This window comes from Salinispora sp. H7-4 (genome assembly GCF_013416675.1).
In the GTDB taxonomy this organism is placed as follows: domain Bacteria; phylum Actinomycetota; class Actinomycetes; order Mycobacteriales; family Micromonosporaceae; genus Micromonospora; species Micromonospora vitiensis.
In genome coordinates this window covers 108209-127251 of record NZ_JABZED010000051.1, presented here as the reverse complement: position 1 = coordinate 127251, position 19043 = coordinate 108209, and the positions used below count along the sequence as shown (strand labels likewise).

General features: G+C 69.8%; 21 protein-coding genes. 3 read left to right on the top strand and 18 right to left on the bottom strand.

What is annotated here, in order from left to right; all coding sequences use genetic code 11:
* Positions 1–50: 50 nt before the first annotated feature.
* From H0524_RS20620 to H0524_RS20600, 5 genes are all read right to left on the bottom strand, one after another.
* The gene (locus H0524_RS20620; protein ID WP_180200116.1) at positions 51–689 is read right to left on the bottom strand and encodes a hypothetical protein; all 639 of its coding nucleotides are present in this window, start codon (positions 687–689) and stop codon (positions 51–53) included.
* 335 nt (positions 690–1024) lie between these two features.
* Complete coding sequence (locus H0524_RS20615) at positions 1025–1606, bottom strand: hypothetical protein (RefSeq protein ID WP_309225175.1); 582 nt, start codon at positions 1604–1606, stop codon at positions 1025–1027.
* A gap of 84 nt (positions 1607–1690) precedes the next feature.
* Positions 1691–2218, bottom strand: coding sequence for a hypothetical protein (locus tag H0524_RS20610; protein WP_180200115.1), 528 nt, complete (start codon positions 2216–2218; stop codon positions 1691–1693).
* Between the two features lie 266 nt (positions 2219–2484).
* Complete coding sequence (locus tag H0524_RS20605; RefSeq protein WP_180200114.1) at positions 2485–3465, bottom strand: DUF932 domain-containing protein; 981 nt, start codon at positions 3463–3465, stop codon at positions 2485–2487.
* Between the two features lie 168 nt (positions 3466–3633).
* A complete protein-coding gene (locus tag H0524_RS20600) occupies positions 3634–3900 on the bottom strand; it encodes a hypothetical protein (protein WP_026272809.1) in 267 nt (88 codons plus the stop codon).
* A 125-nt stretch (positions 3901–4025) separates the two neighbouring features.
* On the opposite strand from H0524_RS20600, the gene H0524_RS20595 reads away from it, so the two are divergent.
* The 3 genes from H0524_RS20595 to H0524_RS20585 all read left to right on the top strand — a co-directional run bounded on the left by H0524_RS20595 (position 4026) and on the right by H0524_RS20585 (position 5713).
* Positions 4026–4607 carry a hypothetical protein gene (locus H0524_RS20595; protein ID WP_180200113.1) on the top strand — a complete coding sequence of 194 codons (582 nt, stop codon included), beginning with the start codon at positions 4026–4028 and terminating at the stop codon, positions 4605–4607.
* A gap of 6 nt (positions 4608–4613) precedes the next feature.
* Complete coding sequence (locus tag H0524_RS20590; RefSeq protein ID WP_180200112.1) at positions 4614–5117, top strand: hypothetical protein; 504 nt, start codon at positions 4614–4616, stop codon at positions 5115–5117.
* Positions 5118–5224: 107 nt separating this feature from the next.
* Complete coding sequence (locus H0524_RS20585; protein ID WP_255436093.1) at positions 5225–5713, top strand: hypothetical protein; 489 nt, start codon at positions 5225–5227, stop codon at positions 5711–5713.
* A 35-nt stretch (positions 5714–5748) separates the two neighbouring features.
* Here H0524_RS20585 and H0524_RS20580 read toward each other — a convergent pair whose 3' ends face one another.
* From H0524_RS20580 to H0524_RS20520, 13 genes are all read right to left on the bottom strand, one after another.
* Positions 5749–6279 (bottom strand): hypothetical protein, encoded by a 531-nt coding sequence (locus H0524_RS20580; protein ID WP_309225174.1) that lies wholly within the window; start codon positions 6277–6279, stop codon positions 5749–5751.
* Between the two features lie 192 nt (positions 6280–6471).
* Positions 6472–6801, bottom strand: a complete 330-nt coding sequence (locus H0524_RS20575; RefSeq protein ID WP_218942337.1) for a hypothetical protein — start codon at positions 6799–6801, stop codon at positions 6472–6474.
* A gap of 176 nt (positions 6802–6977) precedes the next feature.
* Complete coding sequence (locus H0524_RS20570) at positions 6978–7169, bottom strand: hypothetical protein (RefSeq protein ID WP_180200110.1); 192 nt, start codon at positions 7167–7169, stop codon at positions 6978–6980.
* Positions 7170–7254: 85 nt separating this feature from the next.
* The gene (locus H0524_RS20565; RefSeq protein WP_180200109.1) at positions 7255–7542 is read right to left on the bottom strand and encodes a hypothetical protein; all 288 of its coding nucleotides are present in this window, start codon (positions 7540–7542) and stop codon (positions 7255–7257) included.
* Between the two features lie 78 nt (positions 7543–7620).
* Positions 7621–8916 (bottom strand): MarR family transcriptional regulator, encoded by a 1296-nt coding sequence (locus H0524_RS20560; RefSeq protein ID WP_180200108.1) that lies wholly within the window; start codon positions 8914–8916, stop codon positions 7621–7623.
* A 485-nt stretch (positions 8917–9401) separates the two neighbouring features.
* The gene (locus H0524_RS20555) at positions 9402–9986 is read right to left on the bottom strand and encodes a C40 family peptidase (protein WP_180200107.1); all 585 of its coding nucleotides are present in this window, start codon (positions 9984–9986) and stop codon (positions 9402–9404) included.
* Positions 9974–10783 carry a replication-relaxation family protein gene (locus H0524_RS20550; RefSeq protein ID WP_180200106.1) on the bottom strand — a complete coding sequence of 270 codons (810 nt, stop codon included), beginning with the start codon at positions 10781–10783 and terminating at the stop codon, positions 9974–9976. The genes H0524_RS20555 and H0524_RS20550 overlap by 13 nt, the downstream gene beginning before the upstream one ends.
* Before the next feature lie 83 nt (positions 10784–10866).
* Complete coding sequence (locus H0524_RS20545; protein WP_309225173.1) at positions 10867–12462, bottom strand: type IV secretory system conjugative DNA transfer family protein; 1596 nt, start codon at positions 12460–12462, stop codon at positions 10867–10869.
* On the bottom strand, positions 12459–13823 hold the full coding sequence (locus H0524_RS20540; protein WP_180200105.1) for a hypothetical protein: 1365 nt from the start codon (positions 13821–13823) through the stop codon (positions 12459–12461). Before H0524_RS20540 ends, H0524_RS20545 begins: the two co-directional genes overlap by 4 nt.
* A 33-nt stretch (positions 13824–13856) precedes the next feature.
* Positions 13857–15629, bottom strand: coding sequence for a VirB4 family type IV secretion system protein (locus tag H0524_RS20535; RefSeq protein ID WP_180200104.1), 1773 nt, complete (start codon positions 15627–15629; stop codon positions 13857–13859).
* Positions 15626–16585, bottom strand: a complete 960-nt coding sequence (locus H0524_RS20530; RefSeq protein WP_180200103.1) for a PrgI family protein — start codon at positions 16583–16585, stop codon at positions 15626–15628. Before H0524_RS20530 ends, H0524_RS20535 begins: the two co-directional genes overlap by 4 nt.
* Positions 16585–18303: a hypothetical protein gene (locus tag H0524_RS20525; RefSeq protein ID WP_180200102.1), complete on the bottom strand. Its 1719-nt coding sequence runs from the start codon at positions 18301–18303 to the stop codon at positions 16585–16587. Before H0524_RS20525 ends, H0524_RS20530 begins: the two co-directional genes overlap by 1 nt.
* Positions 18304–18614: 311 nt before the next feature.
* Positions 18615–19010, bottom strand: coding sequence for a pilin (locus tag H0524_RS20520; RefSeq protein WP_180200101.1), 396 nt, complete (start codon positions 19008–19010; stop codon positions 18615–18617).
* Between the last annotated feature and the right edge of the window lie 33 nt (positions 19011–19043).

Genomic DNA, 19043 nt, shown 5'->3' with positions numbered 1-19043 from the left:
GCCAGCATCCCAGGGATAGCAGGGCGCTCCCTGACGGGATTGGCTACCGGCTACCGGCCCATCTTCCTACCTGCCGCGGCGAGTAGCCGTTGGGCGGTGCGTTGTGGGATGCCGAGGTGTTGGGCCAGCTCGATGCCGAGGCCACGCCGGTCTCGGCCGGCCTCGGTTGCTTCGGCCAGTAGCTCGGCAGCGATGTGAAGGCGTGGGTCGTCGGCGTATGGGTGTGGTTTGTAGGGGCCGGTGGTGCCGGGGGTGCGGCCGGTGGATTGCCGGCCGGTGCGTGCGTCGGCGTGTGCCCATACGGTGCGTCGGTACCAGTACCGGCGGATCCGTCCGCTGGGTAGTTCCTCGGTGTCGTCTGGGTTGTCGATCAGCTCGTGCGGCAGGTTGCGGTAGGAGGAGTAGCCGAGGATTTCGGCGGCGCCGCTGGAGGTGACGAGGTCGGTCGGGTTGCCGCTGCGGTCGACCTTGGTGAGCACGGCTTTCTTGTTGGTCAGGTGCGCGGCGTGGAACACCTCGATGTCATCGCGCCAGAACCACTCCTGGCCGTCATGAACGAACGCGTTCGGGAAGCCGAATCGGTCGCGGTGCAGGTGCCAGTGGTTGACCGTGGAGCGTGCGGCGCCGGTGTGCGCCGCGACGCCTGCGCGGTCGAGTGCGATCCGTCCGCCGATGCTTCGTTGCGCCACCTCGTCATCCTTTCAACCTCACCGATGCCGGGATCCGCTGCCCGGTGCCTGCCGGTCGCGGTGGCGACGGGCAGGGCGTGGTTGTTGGCGGCTCTCGTAGGATGCTCGGCACGCCCGCCCGGGTAGAGGCTGTCGTCGGCCTGGATGGCCCGGCACTGGGCGAGGTGGCCGGCGGGAGTTCCACGCACCCTTGGGTGTGCCCGCCGGCCACCGACCATCAAGTTGTTCTTCGGGCGGAGTATCGCCGTGCAGGTCGAGCACCACGTAGGCGCTGCGGTCGCCGGCCTGGTGGTCTCGTGGGTAGATGCGTAGGTTCAGGTGGTTGACTGCCTCGATCAGGGCCGGCTCGATCGGCCCGGCGGCGTGCAGTGCGGCGCTGAGACGGCGGCCATCCAGAAAGACCTGCGACGCCTCGACGTCACCTCGTGTGACGGATGTCCGTTCATGTCCGCGTTCCGCTCGGGCGTATCGGTTGCCGGCACGGTCGCAGGGTTGGAGGGGAAGGCGCCGAAGATGGTGGACAGGGTGCCGCCGAGGTATTGGTCGGTGATCGCGGCGCAGGCGATCAGCGCGGCTCCGGCGTCGACGGCCTGCGACGCGCTATAGCGCACTCGCACGGCGCGGGAGCCGTCGTCGGTGACGGCGCGAACCTCGACCTTCCCGTTGTGCCAGGTGCAGACGGGTAGGTCCGCGTCCGGGGTGGCGCGTACGGGCCGTTCGAGAGCGTGTCGCAGGTCAGCGCGCAGCGTGGCGCGGGCGCGATCGACGGCGTCGTCAGCGTGTTGGGCGTCGGTGAGGGCAACGGCTTGCTCGGTGAGGCCCTCGACGGTCAGGGCGGTCCTGCGTTGGCGGTCGGCGTATACGGCTGCGTGGGCGTAGGCGGTGGCGAGGGCGAGCAGGCGCTCAACAGTGGTCACAAGGATCTCCGAAGGAAAGGGGGGATGGTGTAGGCCGGTGCCGGGCGGCGCGGGCGTGGTGCCGCGCCGCCCGGAGTGGGGTACCTACTGGGGTGCGGGCGCGCGGCCTTTTGCGGGGGCGCCCTCATTGGCCGGGGTGGTGGGGGCGCGGGTGGGGGTGTGGGTGGTGGCTACGGGTGGCTGGGTGGGTAGTGGGGGCAGGATGCGGTGGAGCATCGTGCCGGTGCGGTCCAGAGCGGCGGCGGCGTGTGCGGTCAGGTGCACGCCGATGGCGACGGCCTCAGCGGTGGTGAGGACGACGACGATCTGTCGGCCGAGTTGGTCGCGGGTGTGGATCTCGACGTGGCCGTTGGGTAGGACCCGCACGGGCAGGAACGTCTCGACCTGGGTGCGGTCCGGCGCGAGGGTATGGATGGCCTCGGTCAAACTGCTGTAGTGGTTCTGGGCCTCGGCATTCCAGTACTGGCTGCGGGCGATGTGGTGGTCACGTTCGGTTTTGGTGTCGGCGTGGTTGGCCACGGTGTAGGCCACTTTCGCCTTCGCGTAGGCGTCGCACAGGGCGTCGATCGAGTTCAGGACCGTGTCGGCGGTCGGCGTCGGGACGGTGCTCATGCGGAAGTCCTCCATCGTGGAGTGCGTGCGAGTGTGTCGAGGTGTGGGCGTGGTCGTAGCGGCGCCCGACGGGCGGGTGGTGCGATGCCCCGGTGTGCGGCCGGTCTGTGGCGCGGGTGGGCGTTTGGGGCCGGGCTGTGTGGGCGGGCGGGCCGCGCCGCCCGGTCGGGCAACAGGGTTGGTGACACGTTCGGCGGTGGTGGTGCCCGCCGGTGTCGGGGCCGTCCGCCGCCTGTGGCGGTGCCGGCCCCGATACCGGGCCACGCTCAGACCGCCAGCAGGTCGAACGCGCGGGCCTTGAGGTCCGCCCCGGTGCCGGTGACCGCGCGGCGGGCGCGGACCTCGACGGTGGCGGCTTTGGCGTAGTGGTCGAGGTACTCGGTGATGGCTTGGTAGCCGGCCCACCGGGTTCCCTTGATCGTTTTCTGCGTGTCGGCGTCGCGGGTCAGGTACCGCAAGGTTCGCTGTTTGGCGTTGTTACGCGCGGTGTCCGAGGCGTCGTCGGCCAAGGGCCAGAGCTGGGCGATAACCTTCTCGAACTCGCCCATGGTCAACGTCTCGTTGATCATCTTTTCGGCCTCGCGCTCGAACGCGTCGAAGTGCTCCCACACCAGCTGCAGTGCCTGCCGGGCCTCGCTGATCTTCGCGGTGATGTTTGAGGTGTGCCGGAACACGTAGGAGCCCTGTGACCGCTGGTAGGCCATCCGTTGGGTGTTGGCGCACACGATCCGTACCGGGGTGGCGTCCATCCGCAGTGAGGCGGTGTCGTCGTGGCTCGTGGTCGCGGCCAGGTACAGATCGTGGAGGTCGACTCCGGCGACCTTCATGCCCTCGGGCAGCTTCATGGTGACGAACACCGACCGGCCGCCACGCATCGACCCGGCGGTTTCGAAGTGCGCGCCGGAGGCGTCAACGAGGAGGTTGAGTACCTCGGCGACCTGTTCGTTTTGCACCGTGGTGTAGTCGTCGCCGACGATGCCGAGGTATTCGGTGCCGCCGGTGGCCGGGTTCGTGCGTACGGTCATCCCCTTGTCGGGGCAGTCGACCTTCGTGACGCCCTTGTCGTTGATCTCCATGCCCTGCAGTGGGATCTTGCGGACCTCCCAGCCGCCGAGCCACGCGGTGCTCATGACCTCCTCGGCGGTCATGCAGTCATCGGTGACCTGGCCGAGTTGATGCCAGGCGGACAGTCGGGCGGAGGCGAACGCTGTCTGGCCGTTGGCCAGTGTCTCGAGTTCGTGTGCCACGAGGTTTCCTTCCGAGTCGCCGTGCGGATGTGAACAGCGGGTCGGGGTTCCAATCCCGGGCCGCGCTGTCGTAAATAATTGTTCCTACCTATGGTCTTGGATCAAGTCGATCTGGTCCGGTCGATCGAGCTTTCTGTGGCGAATTTGACGCCCGTCGCCGGTGGGGTTCTACCGGGGTTCCGGTTCGGTGTTCAGCCGCCCGTGCGGGCCGTAGGTGTACTCGTGGACGGTCTTGAACAACGCGGGGACGTACACGGTGAAGCCGTGCTCGGGGATGAACACGCTCCGGTAGGAGCGGGTGATCCCGAGGACGTAGCGGTCAGGCTTGCCACCATGTGAGCCGGGCGGGATGATGCCGCCACCGGGCCGGTCCGGGCGGGCCCGGCGGTGCCGGGCCAGCGCGATATGCGGACACAGCGTGAGTGCGGCCTTCATGCAATCCGGGTGCCCCGGCGGGTCCGCCTAGCGCCGCAGCTCGGCAGCCCGGGGACCACCTAGGAACGTACTGGGGGCAGGAAATATCAGAGTCGTGCGCTATTCGTAGCCGGTAGCCTGGCTCGATGATCAACAGCGAGGCGGTGTTCATCGGCGCGGAGGCGGCGAGGCCGCTTGCTGAGCAGCGCCATGTCGAGTTGGAGCCTGGCTTGACGGCAGCGGAGTTTGACCGTGTCGAGGGGCGGTTCGGGTTCGAGTTCGCTGATGATCACCGGGCGTTCCTCTCGGCCGGCCTGCCGATAGGCAAGGGCTGGCCGGACTGGCGCGACGGCGAGGTCGATCACCTGCGTGATCGGCTCGCGTGGCCGGTCAAGGGCGTGCTGTTCGACGTCGAACACAACGCGTTCTGGCATGACGAGTGGGGCGCGCAACCGGCCGACCGTGGAGAAGCGCTGGTGGTGGCTGGCGAGCGGTTGGCTTCGGTACCGCAGATGATCCCGGTGTACTCGCACCGCTACTTGCCGGCCGGGCGTGGAACCTTCGGACACCCTGTGTTGTCGATGTATCAAACGGACATCATCTTCTATGGCGTCGATCTGATGGACTACGTCCGTCAGGAGTTCGGCGCCGGCGAAGGCCTCGATCGACGCGAACTGCGCTGGCAGCCACATGCGACGGTGGCGTTCTGGCGGGAGTTGGTCGGGTGATAGCCGGTGCTTGAGTACCCCGGCGACACCGATGATCCTCGGTATGACGGGTGGTCGTACCTGGGCGACAGGTACCGCTGCCCGCTGGCCGACGCCGAGCTGAATTGTCATCACCGCGCGAGCCGGTTGCTGGCCGAGCAGCGTGAGACAGAGTTACGGCAGATGGTGCACGAGGGCCACCGGTGCGCGTTCGTCCGGTTGATGGAGCTGCTGGTAGAGGCCGGGCGGGTGGAGAGTCTGCGCGAGGTTGCGCTGGGCGGTGATGAGCGCGCTGGGGTGACGTTGGCGGAGTACTGGGTGCGCCGAGGTGACGAGGCGGCGCTGCGCCGGGAGACAGCGGTCCTGCCGCGCACTGGGTTGTGGCTGGCCGGTCTGCTGAAGGATCGCGGCCGGGAGCGTGAGGCGGTGGAGGTGTTGACCGCGCTGGCCACCGACGCCGGTGCCGACGAGCGCCACCGCCAAGAGGCTTGGGGCCTGCTCCAACGCTGGACAAAGCGGGATGAGTCGTGATAGCCGCGTCGGAGCTTGCCGACACGGTCCGCGCGGCGTGGCAGCGGCGGTGGCCGGAGTGCCCTGCGATCGCGTACCAGCTACGGGGCTGCTATCCCGAGCGGTGGGTGCGCTTCCACAGCCTCCCCGGGTCGAAGCGGTATGCCGACGACGCCAACGAGTACGCAACCATCCTTGATCGCCACAACACGGTGCTGACCGAGCTGTCACCCGGCGTTTCACTGATCATCATCACCTGCGACTGGACCGGCCAGAACGACCCTCCCGTGCAGCGCGCTCCGCTTCAGGCGAAACTCGACCCGGGCGGCGTGCACTGGTCCACCGTCCAGCCTGATCCGGACGACGAAGCCGACTTCCAGGTGTACTGGCATCTGTTCGCCAGCCGCCGGGCGTGGCGGCCAGGCATCCTGGACGATCTGCTTCGTGCGGTGGCGGACGACGAACTGAGCAATGTGATCGTTGGCCCGTCGGACTTGCGGTGGCTCTATCACCCGTACGACGGCGGCGCCGATGTGATTCTTCCAAGCCGAGCTGACCGAGATGAACTGCGAAATCGGCATCGTGAATGGCTGTCTGGCCATCCGGGCGGGCTGTGATGACCGGCCTGGCCGAACGATGACAGGCTCCGCCGTCAGCCCGCCCAGGGGCTTGGTCCCTGCCTAACCACCACGAGAGCTGCCGGTTGGGTCGCCGGCCAAATCTCCACGTGATACCGGAAATAGTCACCGGGCTCGTCCGGGTTCCCGTCAACCTCCGGCGGGTCGGACGGCACGTATGACACACGGACGCGGTACCGGCCCGCCGAGATATTGACGCGGTGCTCGGGTCCAGGATCCTCGGAACATCCGTAAATGGACAACTCGCCGGTAGGAATCTGCACGTCCGCCTCGACGATATGCTCCGCTTGTGGCAGCTCCGGCGGGGGCGTCTCGTGCAGCTCAAGGCTCGTCTCCACGAAGTCGCTACGCGCTGTGCCGACTGAGATCGAGTGCGGCTCCACACCGATGCGGTGCACATGGACCGCTTCGTGAGTCCATCCTGCAGGGGCACGATCCGGGTCCATCGCGCCGCCGGAGCGCATCTCTTGATCGTGGGCCTCGACATCTTGCAGGTAGAACTGACCGTGGTCGGCGAATACCACGGCACGTCTGGTCTCGGACACGGACGCAGCCTACGACAGGCTGCGGCTACCGCCCTTCAGCCACCGGTCAACGTTAGGTTTCGGCCCGTCTGATCGGCGCTTGCTCGACCGTCCCTACGACGACGGCGCCGCACCCGGCAGCTCGACCACGACGTTCACGTTGCTTCCAACGCAACATCGTTGCGGGAGGTTGCACACCTGCAGAGGCCCCGTTCACCACAGGCATCGCCGACGCCACCACGGCCACTGCGCTGGCGCCCACGGATCAGGCAGCGACCGCATCAGGAAGCGAGCGTCGAGTTCGGCCACCATGCGCCGCAGCTTGCGCGCCTTCCGCCCCGCCATCTGGGTCAGCGCCTCATGCAGAACGGCGCGAGGGTCATCCGGCAGGCCGTAGTAGTCGACGCAGCACGGACAGCAGCCACCGGGCAGCCCGTAGAGGATGCGACCCGGCTGGTGAACGAAACGCCGATACTTCTCAAACGCCTCCGCGACCGCATCCGGCCATAGTCGTTGGCGTTCCCACCGGCGGACACCGTGCATCACGCTCTTGGGGACCCCCGGGATTTGCCGGGCAGGTCTCGTACGTCGGATCGGTACGTCCGCACGCACCTGGGCAGGCCGTCTACGCGGCATTGCCCCTTTCCGTGATCGTCATGGCTGAGATGATGGCACGAATACCGCCGCCAGCACAGGGGCGGATCGGCCCAAGACGAATATCACCGCATCGCCTGTTGCATCGAACGCAACTCCGCCCGGTGCACCCAGTACTTCATCGGTTGGCCGCACACTGAGCAGCATCGTTCGGCGGCGAGGTGGGCCGAAATGGTGGTGTTGATCGTGGTGAAGTCCACGTGCCATCCGCCCCGATCCGAGTCGGGGTCCGGGTTGGGGTTGGGGTGGATGTTCACCGGTGGGATGGCAGGCCGCATCGGGCGTCGCGGGAGCGTGCCGCCAAAGCGGCCGGGATCTTCGGTGTTCCACTGTGGGGTCGGGTCATTGGTCGTCTCCGGCCCACGCGTCCACGATCGTTAGGTCGGGGTTTGTTGCCTGGAGCCGGGCGCGTACGCGCGGCCACTCGTGGGCGCTGATACGCCGGGTGATCGTGTCGAGGTTGGCGCCGGTCATCACCGTGTGTTGCACGGCGGCGGCGTCCGCATCGGTGAACACGGCTACCAGGTCGCCCCCGGCGACCAGGTACACATCGGCGGTTTCAGCCGGTGGGGGTGTCGGGGCGGTACGACGGCGCCCCGGGCCGTGGCCGGGGTGGCGGTGGGTGGTCATTGGTCATTGCCTTTCTGGTCTGGTGTGAGCGCCGGGGCCGGGCGTGGTGCCCGGCCACGGCGTATCGGGTCTGTTCGGTCAGGTCGTGGCCGTCGTGCCGTCGGCCCCGGCGGTGTTGCTCGGGTCGGCGCCCGTGCGGGTCATCAGCGCAGCGACCTCGCCGGTTGGTGCGGGCGGGTTGTCGGCGAGGGCATACTTCACCGGGGCCTCGCTGGTCATGATCAGCACGCCGAGTCCGTTGAGCTTGTTCATGCCGTTGCCGACCGCGCCCGAGCTACGGCCGCCCAACTCACGGCCGACGGTGCCCGGGGTGAGGTCGTGGCCGGGACCGAGGTCACGCATGAACGCTTCGACCTGGTTTCGTAGGCCGTTCTTGCCGAGTTTCGGCGACCCGTCGGTGTTGCTCTCGCCGGTGGTGCGTCCGGCGCGGCGGGTGGCGGTGACCGTGACACCGGTCTTGATCCGGTGCTTGTGGCCGCAGGTGCACACGCACTCGCGGTACGGGGCGGCGTTGGCGAGGTCCACCGTGGCGAGGTCAGCCTCACCACGCACCCACCGTTCCGGGGCGCTGTCACTGTCACCCGGCTTACGGACCGCCGCCCCGGCAACTTCCATCGCCGTAAGCACCCGGGCGACGACCTGAGCGCGTAGGCCGGACTGGTCAATCACGTCGGCCGCGCTCACGCCGTCGGGGTAGTCGCCGAGCACCGCAGCCACCATCACGATCTTCAGGTGGTCACCGGCGCCCGACGGCACGCCCGACACAGGTACCCCGGAAACCGGCGCCGCGTCTGCCGCCGCGTTGCCGCTCGCCTCACTGTCCGCCGAGGTCGCCTCGTCGGCCGCGCCCGGCGTGGTGTCGGTGCTCGTTGCCTCGTCTGCCGCCGCGTTGCCGCTCGCCTCACTGTCCGCCGGGGTCGCCTCGTCGGCCGCGCCCGGCATGGTGTCGGTGCTCGTTGCCTCGTCTGCCGCCGCGTTGCCGCTCGCGTCGCTGTCCGCCGAGGTCGCCTCGTCGGCCGCGCCCGGCATGGCGTTGGTGGTGGCTGCCTCGTCTGCCGCCGCGTTGCCGCTCGCGTCGCTGTCCGCCGGGGTCGCCTCGTCGGCCGTGTCCGGCGTGGTGTCGGTGGCGTCGTTGTTCGGGATGGCGGGTTCCCAGAGGTCGGCGCTTTTGCGGTTGCCGTTGGTCGGGCCGGGAGTGCGGATAGCGGTTCCGGCCGCCTCCATGACTTTGAGTGCCTCGGTGACGACCCCCAGCGAAAGGTTTTCCTGTCCGGCCAACTTACGGGCGGTCACGCCGGGGAGGCGACGAAGAGCCTCGGCGACAACAGACCGGGCCTCGTTGCTGCCGGCGGTGAGAAAAATGTTTGCGGTCATGGCGGATCCTCCACAGAAATGGGGTGGCAGCGAATACCGCATCGCGCTAGCGATTGTTGGCGGTTTCGCCGGGGCCGTTGTTTCGGTGCCCACGTCCATGGACCCTCGTTGCCGGTTGAATGTCAACCCCGTTTTCCAAGACTTTTTTCGTAACCATTCCGGATACCACCTACCCCTTCATTTCAGGGCCGGCTGTCCGGCCCGTAATAGGCGCTGCGGGGCGCTATGGTCCCCACTGGCGGACGTTCCCCGCGCTTGGGTATATCGGTATGGGTAGCGTTCGATCGGGGCGCGTATGGCGCGACGGCAGCGCTGCCGAACAGGGCGAATTCGGCCCGGCCCCGGGGTCAGGGTCCGGTCGGCGCCGGATACGCCGACCATCAATGAACGACGAACCCCGATACCTTGTGGCGAAAATCACTTCTTACCCCATCGCCCGAATGGCTGTTCGGCGACTCTTCGATGTGTTCTCCATTTGCCTCTTTTCAGCTCGGTACGACTCGCCGAATGGCCGCTATCTGATTGGCCCATCCGGATAGTTTGCTGACCCTTACCACGTCACCGGTTTTCGGGGCTTGCACGATCAAACCAGAACCGATGAACATTCCTACATGTCGCGGATCGGCGTGCGTGCCGCCGCTACCCGGGATCAATATCAGATCTCCGGGACGCAGATACGTCGCGCCCGGAACGGGGGTGCCGTCGTGTGCCTGGTCGCGGGTGGTGCGTCCGATGGTGACCCCGGCCGCCCGGTACGCCTGTTGCATCAGCGACGAACAGTCACACTGCCGCGCTGGCACGCCGGAGTGCGCGGCGGTGCAATCGCCGCCGAAGGTGTACGGGGTGCCGAGCTGGGCGAGGGCCCATCCGATCGCGGTCACGACCGGCGGCGGGGCGCCCGCCGGGAGGGTGAACCCGGGTGGCAGGGACACGGCCACGCCGGGCGGTGGTAGCCCGTGGCCGCCGTACCCGCCGCCGTAGATCACCGACACCACCCCGGCGGCGGCAGTGGCGATCAGCAGTACGACCGCCGCCGCCGCTACCGCGAGGCCGGTTGCTACCCGTCCCACGGGGTACCGTCCCCGGCGGGGATGAGATCGGCGAGGCTGACCCGCCCAGGTTGTCCGGCGACCCACCACACCGCACCCGCCGGCCCGCCCGCGTCGGGGGCGTGGTTGACGGTGGCGGTCGCCACGGTCAGCCCGTCCGGTGTCCCGGTGCGGGTGAGGTGGGTGTGCAGGTTGGCTTCCCGGGCGGTGGTGGGAAGCCAGAACAACACCGGGTAGGCCCGGGGTGGGGGTAGCGCGGCGTAGCCGGTCAGCTTGCCCACGACCCGGGACAGGGTTTCGGTGCCGAGATCGACTTCAAGCCAGAACGGCACGGCGCGCCCGCCGGTGGCCCACACGCCGTGTCCGTCGGGTCGGACCAGGTTGCCGGTCGCCGCGCGGCTTTGGGTTTCGTTGTACCACCGCGTCAACCGCCCGCCGTGGATGCGGGCGTGCCCGGTCAGCGCGACGAAGAACCCGTTTGTGGCGAGTAGGTGCGGCAGTGTCGGGGACATGGCGAGTCGGGCGGTGGCGTCGCGTACGGCGGCCGGTCGGGGCAGCGTGTCGCCGCGCCCGGCCGCCAGGATCGCCGCGCCGACCGGGCCGAGGGTCCACCGCCAGGATTGCGAGCCGGGCCGGTGGTAGTGCCGGAACCGGTCGAGGATGTCCCGGCTGAGCAGGGTGTTAAGCCGGTTGCGGGCACGGCCGAGGGAGCCGAACGCGAGGTCGACGAGCTGATCGGTGGTGAGGGTCTTGTGCTGGTCGAGCAGGTCGAGCAGGTGCCGGTCTCGGGGGGTGAGCCGGGTCAGTTCGCCGGCCACGACGGACGCCGTGAGGCGGGCACCGGTAGGGGCAGAGGCTTGTGCGCTAGTAGGAGTGATATCTCTTATCAGTCGGTTCCGGTTCACCAGACCTCCTCAGCGCCGTTGACGTGCGCGGATGGCGTGTTATAGGGGGTGGGGTCAAACGAGTCCTCGGACTCGTTGGAGAACTCGTTGGATTCCTCGTTGGACGGCTCGTGAGGGGTCTCGTTAGAACCCTCGCCCGCAGTGGCGAAGGTGTTGCGACCGACCAGATCCGGCACCGGAACCGGCGTCGCAGGCTCGGTTTCGGTGCTCGCCGTGACCGTCACCGCCGTGCCGAGCAGCTCCCGCCGGTGTTTGTGTGACAGCCCGGTCTGCTTGCGTGCCGCCTTGCGCAGCGCTTCGGAGCGGCCCTTGATCGGCGGCGGTGGGGGCTCGGTGTCAGCGGTCGCCGGTGGCACGACCCGACCGTTCGCTACGGGTCGCAGGACGACCTCGTAGCCGCCGAGGCGGATGAGGTCGCCGTCGTCCAGGTACGGGCGCAGGTGGCGGGCCTGGTCGACTGCGTCGCGCGGGGCGAGGGCGAAGTAGATCTTGTTGCGGGCGTTGGCGTCGATCGCCTCGACCATTTCCCCGGAGAGCTGGCCGAGGTACTGGTGGGCCAGAACGAACGAGGTGTGCAGGCCGCGGGCCTCGGCGAGGGCGTCATCGATACCGATCGGCAAATGCAAGAAGTTGTGACACTCGTCCAACACGACGGCGCAGTCGAGGCGTTGGTGTTCGGGAATGCGGGCGCGGACGGTGGTGGCCTGCCACAACCCGGCCAGCAGCAAGGAGCCGATGAGGCGGGTGCCGTCCTCGCCGATGACGCCTTTGGGTAGCCGGCACAACAGCACCCCGCCGTCGAGGATGTCGGCAAAGGAGAACGTGGTGGCCGGAACCCCGAACAGCGAGTTCGCCATCGGGTGCGCCAGCACCAGCCGCAGCCGCGACAGCAACGGCGCGGTCAGCCCGGCGCGCTGACCCGCCGGGAGACCGTCGAAGCCCTCCCAGAACTCGCCCAGAGTGTTGCCTTCCCACGCCTTCAAGGCGTTGGTCACGGCCTTGACCCGCGCTGTGCGCCACGCCGTGTCCGACAACAGTCGCGGCAATTGCGCGAGGGTGGACCCTTCGAGGTGGGCCAGGGTGAGCAGGGCGTGGTAGCAGAGGTCGGCGGAGCGGTGGCCCCACCAGCGCGCCCACACCTTGCTCATGACGGAGGTGAGGTTGGCGGCCACGTCGTGCGGGGTGCCGCCGTGCACGGCTGGGTCCAGCAGGTTTATCGCCGGTGGTGCGTGCCGCTCGTCCGGGTCGATCAGCACCAGCCGGTCACCGGCCGCTTTTGGCATCCGGTCGAGCAGGTCGCGGATCAGGTCGCCCTTGGCCGGGTCGAACGCCGCGACGCCCCGTCCCGCCTCGATGTCGGCGAGGATCATGTTCATCAGCAGGGTGGTCTTGCCGGTGCCGGTAGGGCCGAGCACGTTCAGGTGGTAGCGGCAGTCGTTGAGGGAGATGCCAATCCTCGTGGCGGGGCCGGCGTTGGCAACACCGATCACCTTGCCGCCCAGGCCGTGCCGCTGGTCAAGTGGCACCAGGTTAAGCCGGCGGCCCTGCGAGGCGGAGGCGGACACGGTGCCGTGGTGGTGAGTGGTGGTCACGGGATGCTCCAAACGGTCGGCTTGTCGCCGGGGTCGTCGGCGGGTTTCGGCGGTGCGGGGTGGCGGGTGGCGGGGCCGGGCCGGAAGACATCGCGGCCCCCGGGGCGGCGGCGTGAGGCGGCGGCGGGCAGGCCGTAGGCGGCCGGTTCGGTGGGCAGCCCGGCCAAAGCGGCGGCCTCGCCGACGGCGGCCAGACTCATCCGGGTCTCGGGCACCCACCGCTGCGCCGCCGCGGTGGTGCCGCCTCGCAGCCGGCGGCGGGTGAAGTGCGCTGACAGGAGTCCGAACCCGCTGGTGATGTCGGCGGCTGCGGACAGGGCGGCGGCCTTGGTCGGACCGGCTCCGGTGGCGTAGATGGCGACGAGTAGGTGCGGGGCGGCGGTGAGCTTGCCGCGCGCCTGCCGCGCCAGCTCGGCTAGGTACGGGTCATGCGTGGTCCGCCGCGCGCCGCCGCTGCCCGACGGGCCGGGGGTGACCGCGTTGAGTACGCCGAGGATCAGCGCCCGCAGCCCGTCGGCCAGCAGCCCCACCGCCCGCGACGCACCCCGGGTCTTGCGGGCACGTTCGGGGTGGGTGCTCGCGCGGCGCAGTGCCCGCATCCGGTGCGCCGGTGCCCGGCTGATGTGGACTTGGAGCAGGCCACCGCCGGTGCGCCCGGCCGAGGCGAGCCCGTCGAACACCGCCCGCAGCTGGTCGTCCTCCGGACGGGAGCCTTCGAACCGGGTGGTGATCGGGCTGGGCGGGTTGTCCACGAGGGGCAGCCAGTCCGGCTGCGTCGGCAGGAGCGCGAGGGTGGTGGCGGTGCCGCCCGCCACGGCCGGCGGCGGGGCCTGCCCGACGCGTACCCCGGGCCAGCCGCGCTGCAGCAGCCGCAGGACGGCGGTCGGGTTCACCCCGGGTGGCAGCCACAGTCCGGCGCGCATCCCGTGCTGGTCGGCCTGGACCTCCCACACGATCCGGGCCGGGCGCAGCGCCCACCGACCTGGGGCGGGCAACGCCGTGGCCAGGAGCCGCCACAGCCCGGCGGTGGCGGCCGGGGTAGCGGTGACCGGCGGAACGATCTGCAACCACCGCGCCTGCGCAGCGTGAGAGCGCCAAACCCGGCGGCGCCACACCTGCCATGCCACGACGAGGACGACCAGGACGGCGAGGGCAGCGAGCAGCAGCGGCCACCGGGTACGGACGAACTCGGCCACGGCTGTCGCCTTCGGCCCCCAGGTGCCGCATAGCAGTTCCCCGAGCAGCCCGTCGGGCATCTCGTCCCGACCGGGCACACACCCGCCCGGGGACGGGGACGATGGCGGGGACGGCGCGGCCAGCAGCGGGGACGAGGGGTGTGACAACCTGCCGACGAGGGACATGAAGGGCTCCTCCGTTCACGCGGGGTAGGGGTGTTACCGGCAGGCGGTCGGTGGACCGGTGACCACGAGGTCGTGCTCGATGTCGGAGGCGAGGCTGTGGAACGCCACCCGCGACGAGCCACTTGCGAGGAGGGCATCGCCGCGTGAGCTGGACAGCAGGAACGCCCGTTCCCCGTCGGTGAGCCCGAATGCGTCGGTGACGGCGTCGATGGCCTGCGGTGCTTGCCGTAGCAGCACCTGCGTTGCGGCGTTGGAAACCACTGCCCGGCCAACCTCGGTGGCGAGCACGTCGGCGGCGTCCTGTGTAATCACAGACAGCCCGGTGTTGTATTTGCGGGCGGACTTCGCCAGACGGAACAGGAACTGTGCGCCGAGGCCCTGCCGGAGCATCAGCCACGCCTCGTCCACCAGCACCAGCCGTCGAGGGGTGCTGGCAGTGCGGTTGGTGGTGCTGACCGTCTTCCAGATCGCGTCGAGGATGAGCAGCGTCCCGACGGGCTTCAGCTCCTCGGGTAGGTCCTTGATCGCGTAGACGACGAGGTGCCCATCCGCCGCGGTGGTGGTGGGACCGTCGAACAGGCCCTTGAACGAGCCGGCGACGTACGGGTGTAGTCGCGCGGCGAGGGTTTGTCCTGCTTCACCGGTGTCCTTCAGTGCTTCGGTGACGTCGGCCAGCAGCGGCGCTGGCCGCCGCCATGTGCGTGGGTCGGTGGTGATGCCCATGCCCCGGTACGCGGCGAGGACTGCGACGTCGAGGGCGGCGGCTTCCTGCGGGGACACCCCACCGGTAGCTGTGGTGCCGTCGCCGCTGGTGAGGACGGCAACGAAGGTTTGCATGAACAGTGCCCGCCGCACGAGAGCGTCATCGCCGTCCCCGGCAGAAAGGTCGAGCGGGTTGATCCGCACTCCCGGTGTACCGGGGCGGATGATGGTCCCGCCGACTGCCTCCGCTAGGCGGACATACTCGTCTTCGGGGTCGATAACCCTGGCCTCGACGCCGAGGTAGAGGTTGCGTAGCAGGTCGAGCTTGGCCAGGTAGGACTTGCCTTCACCGGAGCGGGCGAGGATCACGCTGTTGTAGTTGGGTTGCGCCCACCGGTCCCACACCACCACACCCGGGGAGTGCAGGTTCAGCCCGTAGAGCACACCCATCCCGGTGTCCCCGGCCGTAGTGGGTAGATCCGGGGAGGTGAAGGGGAACGCGGCGGCGAGGGCGTCGGTGTCGAACGTGCGCCCCATATTGAGGGCGTCAAACGCGAGGGGTAGGCCGGTGATCCAGCCCTGAAGCTGCCGCCAGGTCGCCGGGGCCACATCCAGCAGCAGCGACGACGCGAGGGCACGGACCTCGGTCACCCGGTCCGCGAGCTCGTCCTCAGTGTCGGCGTGCACGGTCAGGTACAGCCCCACCCGGAACAGTCGGGCCTCGCCCCGGGCCACGCGGGCGGCCAACGCGGCGGCGTCCCCCGCTGCCGCGTCCAGCTCCGGGTCATCCAGGCGGCCCTTCGCGGCGTCCTGCCGGCGGCTCGCCTCCATCCGGCCGCGCTGCTTACGTAGCCGCTGCGACGCCACCACCGGCGGAACGGGTTCGATGTGCAAGGACACGTCGACCCGGCCCGGGTAGGCAAGGAGGGGTTCGAGCCAGCCGGGGCCGACCTCGGCCGGGTAGCCGGTCACGGCGAGAGCGGCGGTGTAGCCATCTGCGACCCGCACCGATCGGCCGGCGACCTCGACGGCGTCCGGGCTGCCGGGGACGGCCGTCCCCACCTCGGGGACGGCGTGGGGACGACGACGGTTCAGCAGGTTCACGGCGCCTCACTTCCATCGGTGTCGGGGACGGCCCGTCCCGCGCCGGCCGACACCGGCGGGGACGACAGGGACGGCGTAGCGCAGGGGTTGAGCGCGCCCGCGAGAGTGCCGGCGGCCTCGGCCGGGTCGAGCACCCTCGCGGCGACCTCGCAGCCAGACAGCGCACGCACCGTCTCGGCGGCTTGATGGGCCGCGTGGCCGGGGCCGCGTTTGCTGCGCACCGCGACGGTGATGTGCCGGTGCAGCAGCTCCCGCCGGGTGGCAACCTCCTCGAGAAAGGCCGCGTGCGACCTCGCGGCGTCTTCGAGGGCGGGGTCTGGTAGTTCGGGTGCGTAGGCGAGGATCCGGTCGGCCACGTGGGTCAAATCGACTCGCTGCGCGCGGACCAGGATCTGCGCCGGCCCGTCCAACGAGTGCAGCCAGCGGGCGAACCCAGCGACCAAGCCGTTCTGCTCCGCTGCGGTGCGCAGCCCGAACGCCACCGTGGAGGCCGCGACGAGGCCGGTGGTGCCGTCGGGGCCAAGATCGACCAGGCCGTCGGCGGTGATGCCCTTTGCCGGCAGGCGCAACGGTGCGGGCAGCGGGAGCCGGTCACCCGGCCCCCGCGTGGTGGACACCCAGGCCGGGGCCGGCGTGATCGGGCCCTCGGACGGCACCAGCCGGCCCGGGGCACGATAGTGGCGCAGCGCGGCGCGCAGCCACACATCGAGGCTGATCCCGTCGCGGCGGCCGACGGCCAGGTAGAACGCCGCGCCGAGGATCGGCACACAGCAGGCGGCGAAGACCAGCGGCGGCACCACCGTCGCCAGGGCGGTCCACGCCGCGTACAGCACCAGGCCGGTGACGGTCAGGATGACCAACTGCCGACCCGTCAGGTTGAACGCGATGCGATCAGCCCGTTCCACATCAGCGGGTACTCGCGCGCGAAGCGGCGCCTCATCGTCACGGCGACTCATCAGCTACCTGCCTCTCCGGGACGGCGCCGCACTGTCGGCGGGGACGGCCGTTGCGGGGACGGGGACGGGGACGGGGGTGGGGACGGGGGTGGGGACGATGCCGGTCGGAACACCGGAGCCGCACTGCCCGCCGGTCGAGGCGGGGACGGACGCAGCGGGGCTGGGGACGGCCGCGCGGCCGGTGCCGGGCGTGGGGACGGCCTCACGCCCAGTGTTGTGGTGGCCGTCGGTGAGCCGCCCCGGGTGGACTGGCGAGGTGCGGTGGTGGGCCGCCGGGCCATCGTGGGTCGGGTCGGCGGTGCGGAGGAGAAGACTGGCGTGAATGGCGCCGGTGGGCGGCGTGGCGCGCTCTGCTGTGCTGGCGGGTTGGAGAACACTGCCGCGGGTGCCGGCCCTTGAGGTGTCGGGCTCGTCGGTGCGGGCGTGGTGTTGCTGAACGCTGGCGGGGTGGGCGGTGTACGCGGTCGAGGGGTGGCTGGTTGTGGAGGGTTGGGCTGCGAAAACGCCGGGGTCGGGGCCGGACCGGTCGGGGTCGCCGTTGGGGTATCCGACCGGGCCGGGTGGCTCAACGCGGGTGCGCCAGCGGTGCCTGCCGGCACCGACAATGGGGTTTGCGTGACAGGGGCGTTACTAAACGCCACCGGGGTGGGTTGGGGCGGCCGGGACAGCGGCGGGCGTGGGGTACCCGGACGGCCCCTGACGGCGGGGACGGGCCGAGCGGTGCTCGACTTTGCTGCGTTGCTGGTGGTGGTCACGACCCGTTGGCGGGCAGCCGTCCCCGTGCGGGTGGCGCGGCGGCCTGCGCCGATGGACGTGGCGGCGGCCCCGAGGGTCTTGACCATGACGTATGCCTGCAGGAGTTGCCCGAGCAGCCCCCGGCCCTGGTTACGCAACCCGAGCGGGGCGAGGACGAACTGTTTGGCTAGCCCTGGCAGCTTGGTCAGTAGCCATAGCATCGTGACGCAGACCAACACTCCGAGCAGGCCGCTGGTGGTGGCCGGTACGCCCATGAGGACCAGCCCGTGGGGGGTGAGGAACACCCTCACTGTGGCCAGGACGATCACCGCCTGGGCCACCTGCAGGCCGAGGCACGCACCGAAGGCCCGCCACCAGGTGTAGGCCAGGCCCTCGGTCTGCGGCGTCGCGTGACACGCCAACGCCAACGGTGCGACCCCGACGAGGACGACGAGTAGCGCCACCCGCAGAAGGAACGTGATGACCACGACGATGCCGAGGACGACCACGGCGATGACCAGCAGCGCGAGCAGAATGTTCGGGCTACTGGGAGCAGTCAGGGGCTGGTCGAGGATCCCGACGATCGCGGACGCCGCTGCCGGTCCGTCGACTCCCTGGCCGGCGATGGCGGCGGTCAGGGCGTTGGTTGCCTCGATCGCCTTGCCGCACAGGATGAGGGAGACATTCGAGATCACCGCCCCGAGGGCCAGCCGCGGCGCGATCTCCTTGAACCCGTAAGCCGTCTGGAGGGTTTCGCGGGAGGCGATGATGAACCCGCCGGCGATGATGAACAGCACGTAGATGCCGTTCGCGGCGACCAGGCTGGTCGTCCAGATCGCCCTGACGTGCTCACTGCCGGTCAGATCCGGCGTGGACAGTGCTGTGCGACCGAGGGTGTCCATCACCGGCGTGAGGCCGGTCTTGGCCAGCCACAGTAGGAACTCGTTGATGGCCTTACGGATCTGCCCGGGGATATCGAACATGCCAGGGCCGTCGGTCCCGCTATCGGGTGGGGGTGCTGCGGGCGGGGACGGCCCTGGGGACGGGGCGGGTGTCGGCGGGGACGACGGGGCGGGCGGGGTCGGTCCGTCCGGTGGCGGCGGGGGAATCGGCGACGGTGTCTCGGGCACGGGGGCCGCTGTCGGGGACGGCCCACCCGGAGCGGGGACGGGTTCCGGGGACGGCTGCGCCGATGCCGTCCCCGCGAACACGGGACCGCTGGCGAGCCCGATGCCGAGCACCACGACCACCAGCCGGACCCGACGGCGCGACAAGGCGGAGTAAGAGTGGGTCATCAGGCCACCCACTGGCCGACGATCGTGACGAACAGCGGCGCCAGCATCGCCAGGGCATAGCCGATCGCTGCGGACCTGAGCGCGAGTTTGGCCTTCTCCACCTCGCCGGGATCACCGTTAGCGGCGGCGTAACGAAGCCCACCCACGGTGAGAAAGAGCGTGGCGACGGCGACGAGGATGCCGACCAGCCAGGCACGGATGTTGTTGACCACGGCCTGAATCGACTCGGCGGCGAAGGCCGCGTCCGGGGTACCGGCGGCAGCCAACAGGGCGGCGACGGTGACCGCGACAACCGGGGTAAGCAGACGCACGGTACGGGTCAACCGGCCGTCGCGCTGGTGACCTGCCGGGCGGCGTGCGGTCGGGTGCGGGTGGGGCGCAGTGTGGTGGTTCATGGGACGTGGGCACCTTCCAGCAGGAGCCCAGCC

Coding starts and splice junctions, on each gene's coding strand:
- H0524_RS20540 (WP_180200105.1), bottom strand. CDS start 13,823: ATGTCCCTCGTCGGCAGGTTGTCACACCCCTCGTCCCCGCTGCTGGCC.
- H0524_RS20525 (WP_180200102.1), bottom strand. CDS start 18,303: ATGTTCGATATCCCCGGGCAGATCCGTAAGGCCATCAACGAGTTCCTA.
- H0524_RS20610 (WP_180200115.1), bottom strand. CDS start 2,218: ATGAGCACCGTCCCGACGCCGACCGCCGACACGGTCCTGAACTCGATC.
- H0524_RS20565 (WP_180200109.1), bottom strand. CDS start 7,542: ATGACCACCCACCGCCACCCCGGCCACGGCCCGGGGCGCCGTCGTACC.
- H0524_RS20560 (WP_180200108.1), bottom strand. CDS start 8,916: ATGACCGCAAACATTTTTCTCACCGCCGGCAGCAACGAGGCCCGGTCT.
- H0524_RS20520 (WP_180200101.1), bottom strand. CDS start 19,010: ATGAACCACCACACTGCGCCCCACCCGCACCCGACCGCACGCCGCCCG.
- H0524_RS20530 (WP_180200103.1), bottom strand. CDS start 16,585: ATGAGTCGCCGTGACGATGAGGCGCCGCTTCGCGCGCGAGTACCCGCT.
- H0524_RS20600 (WP_026272809.1), bottom strand. CDS start 3,900: ATGAAGGCCGCACTCACGCTGTGTCCGCATATCGCGCTGGCCCGGCAC.
- H0524_RS20575 (WP_218942337.1), bottom strand. CDS start 6,801: ATGCACGGTGTCCGCCGGTGGGAACGCCAACGACTATGGCCGGATGCG.
- H0524_RS20595 (WP_180200113.1), top strand. CDS start 4,026: ATGATCAACAGCGAGGCGGTGTTCATCGGCGCGGAGGCGGCGAGGCCG.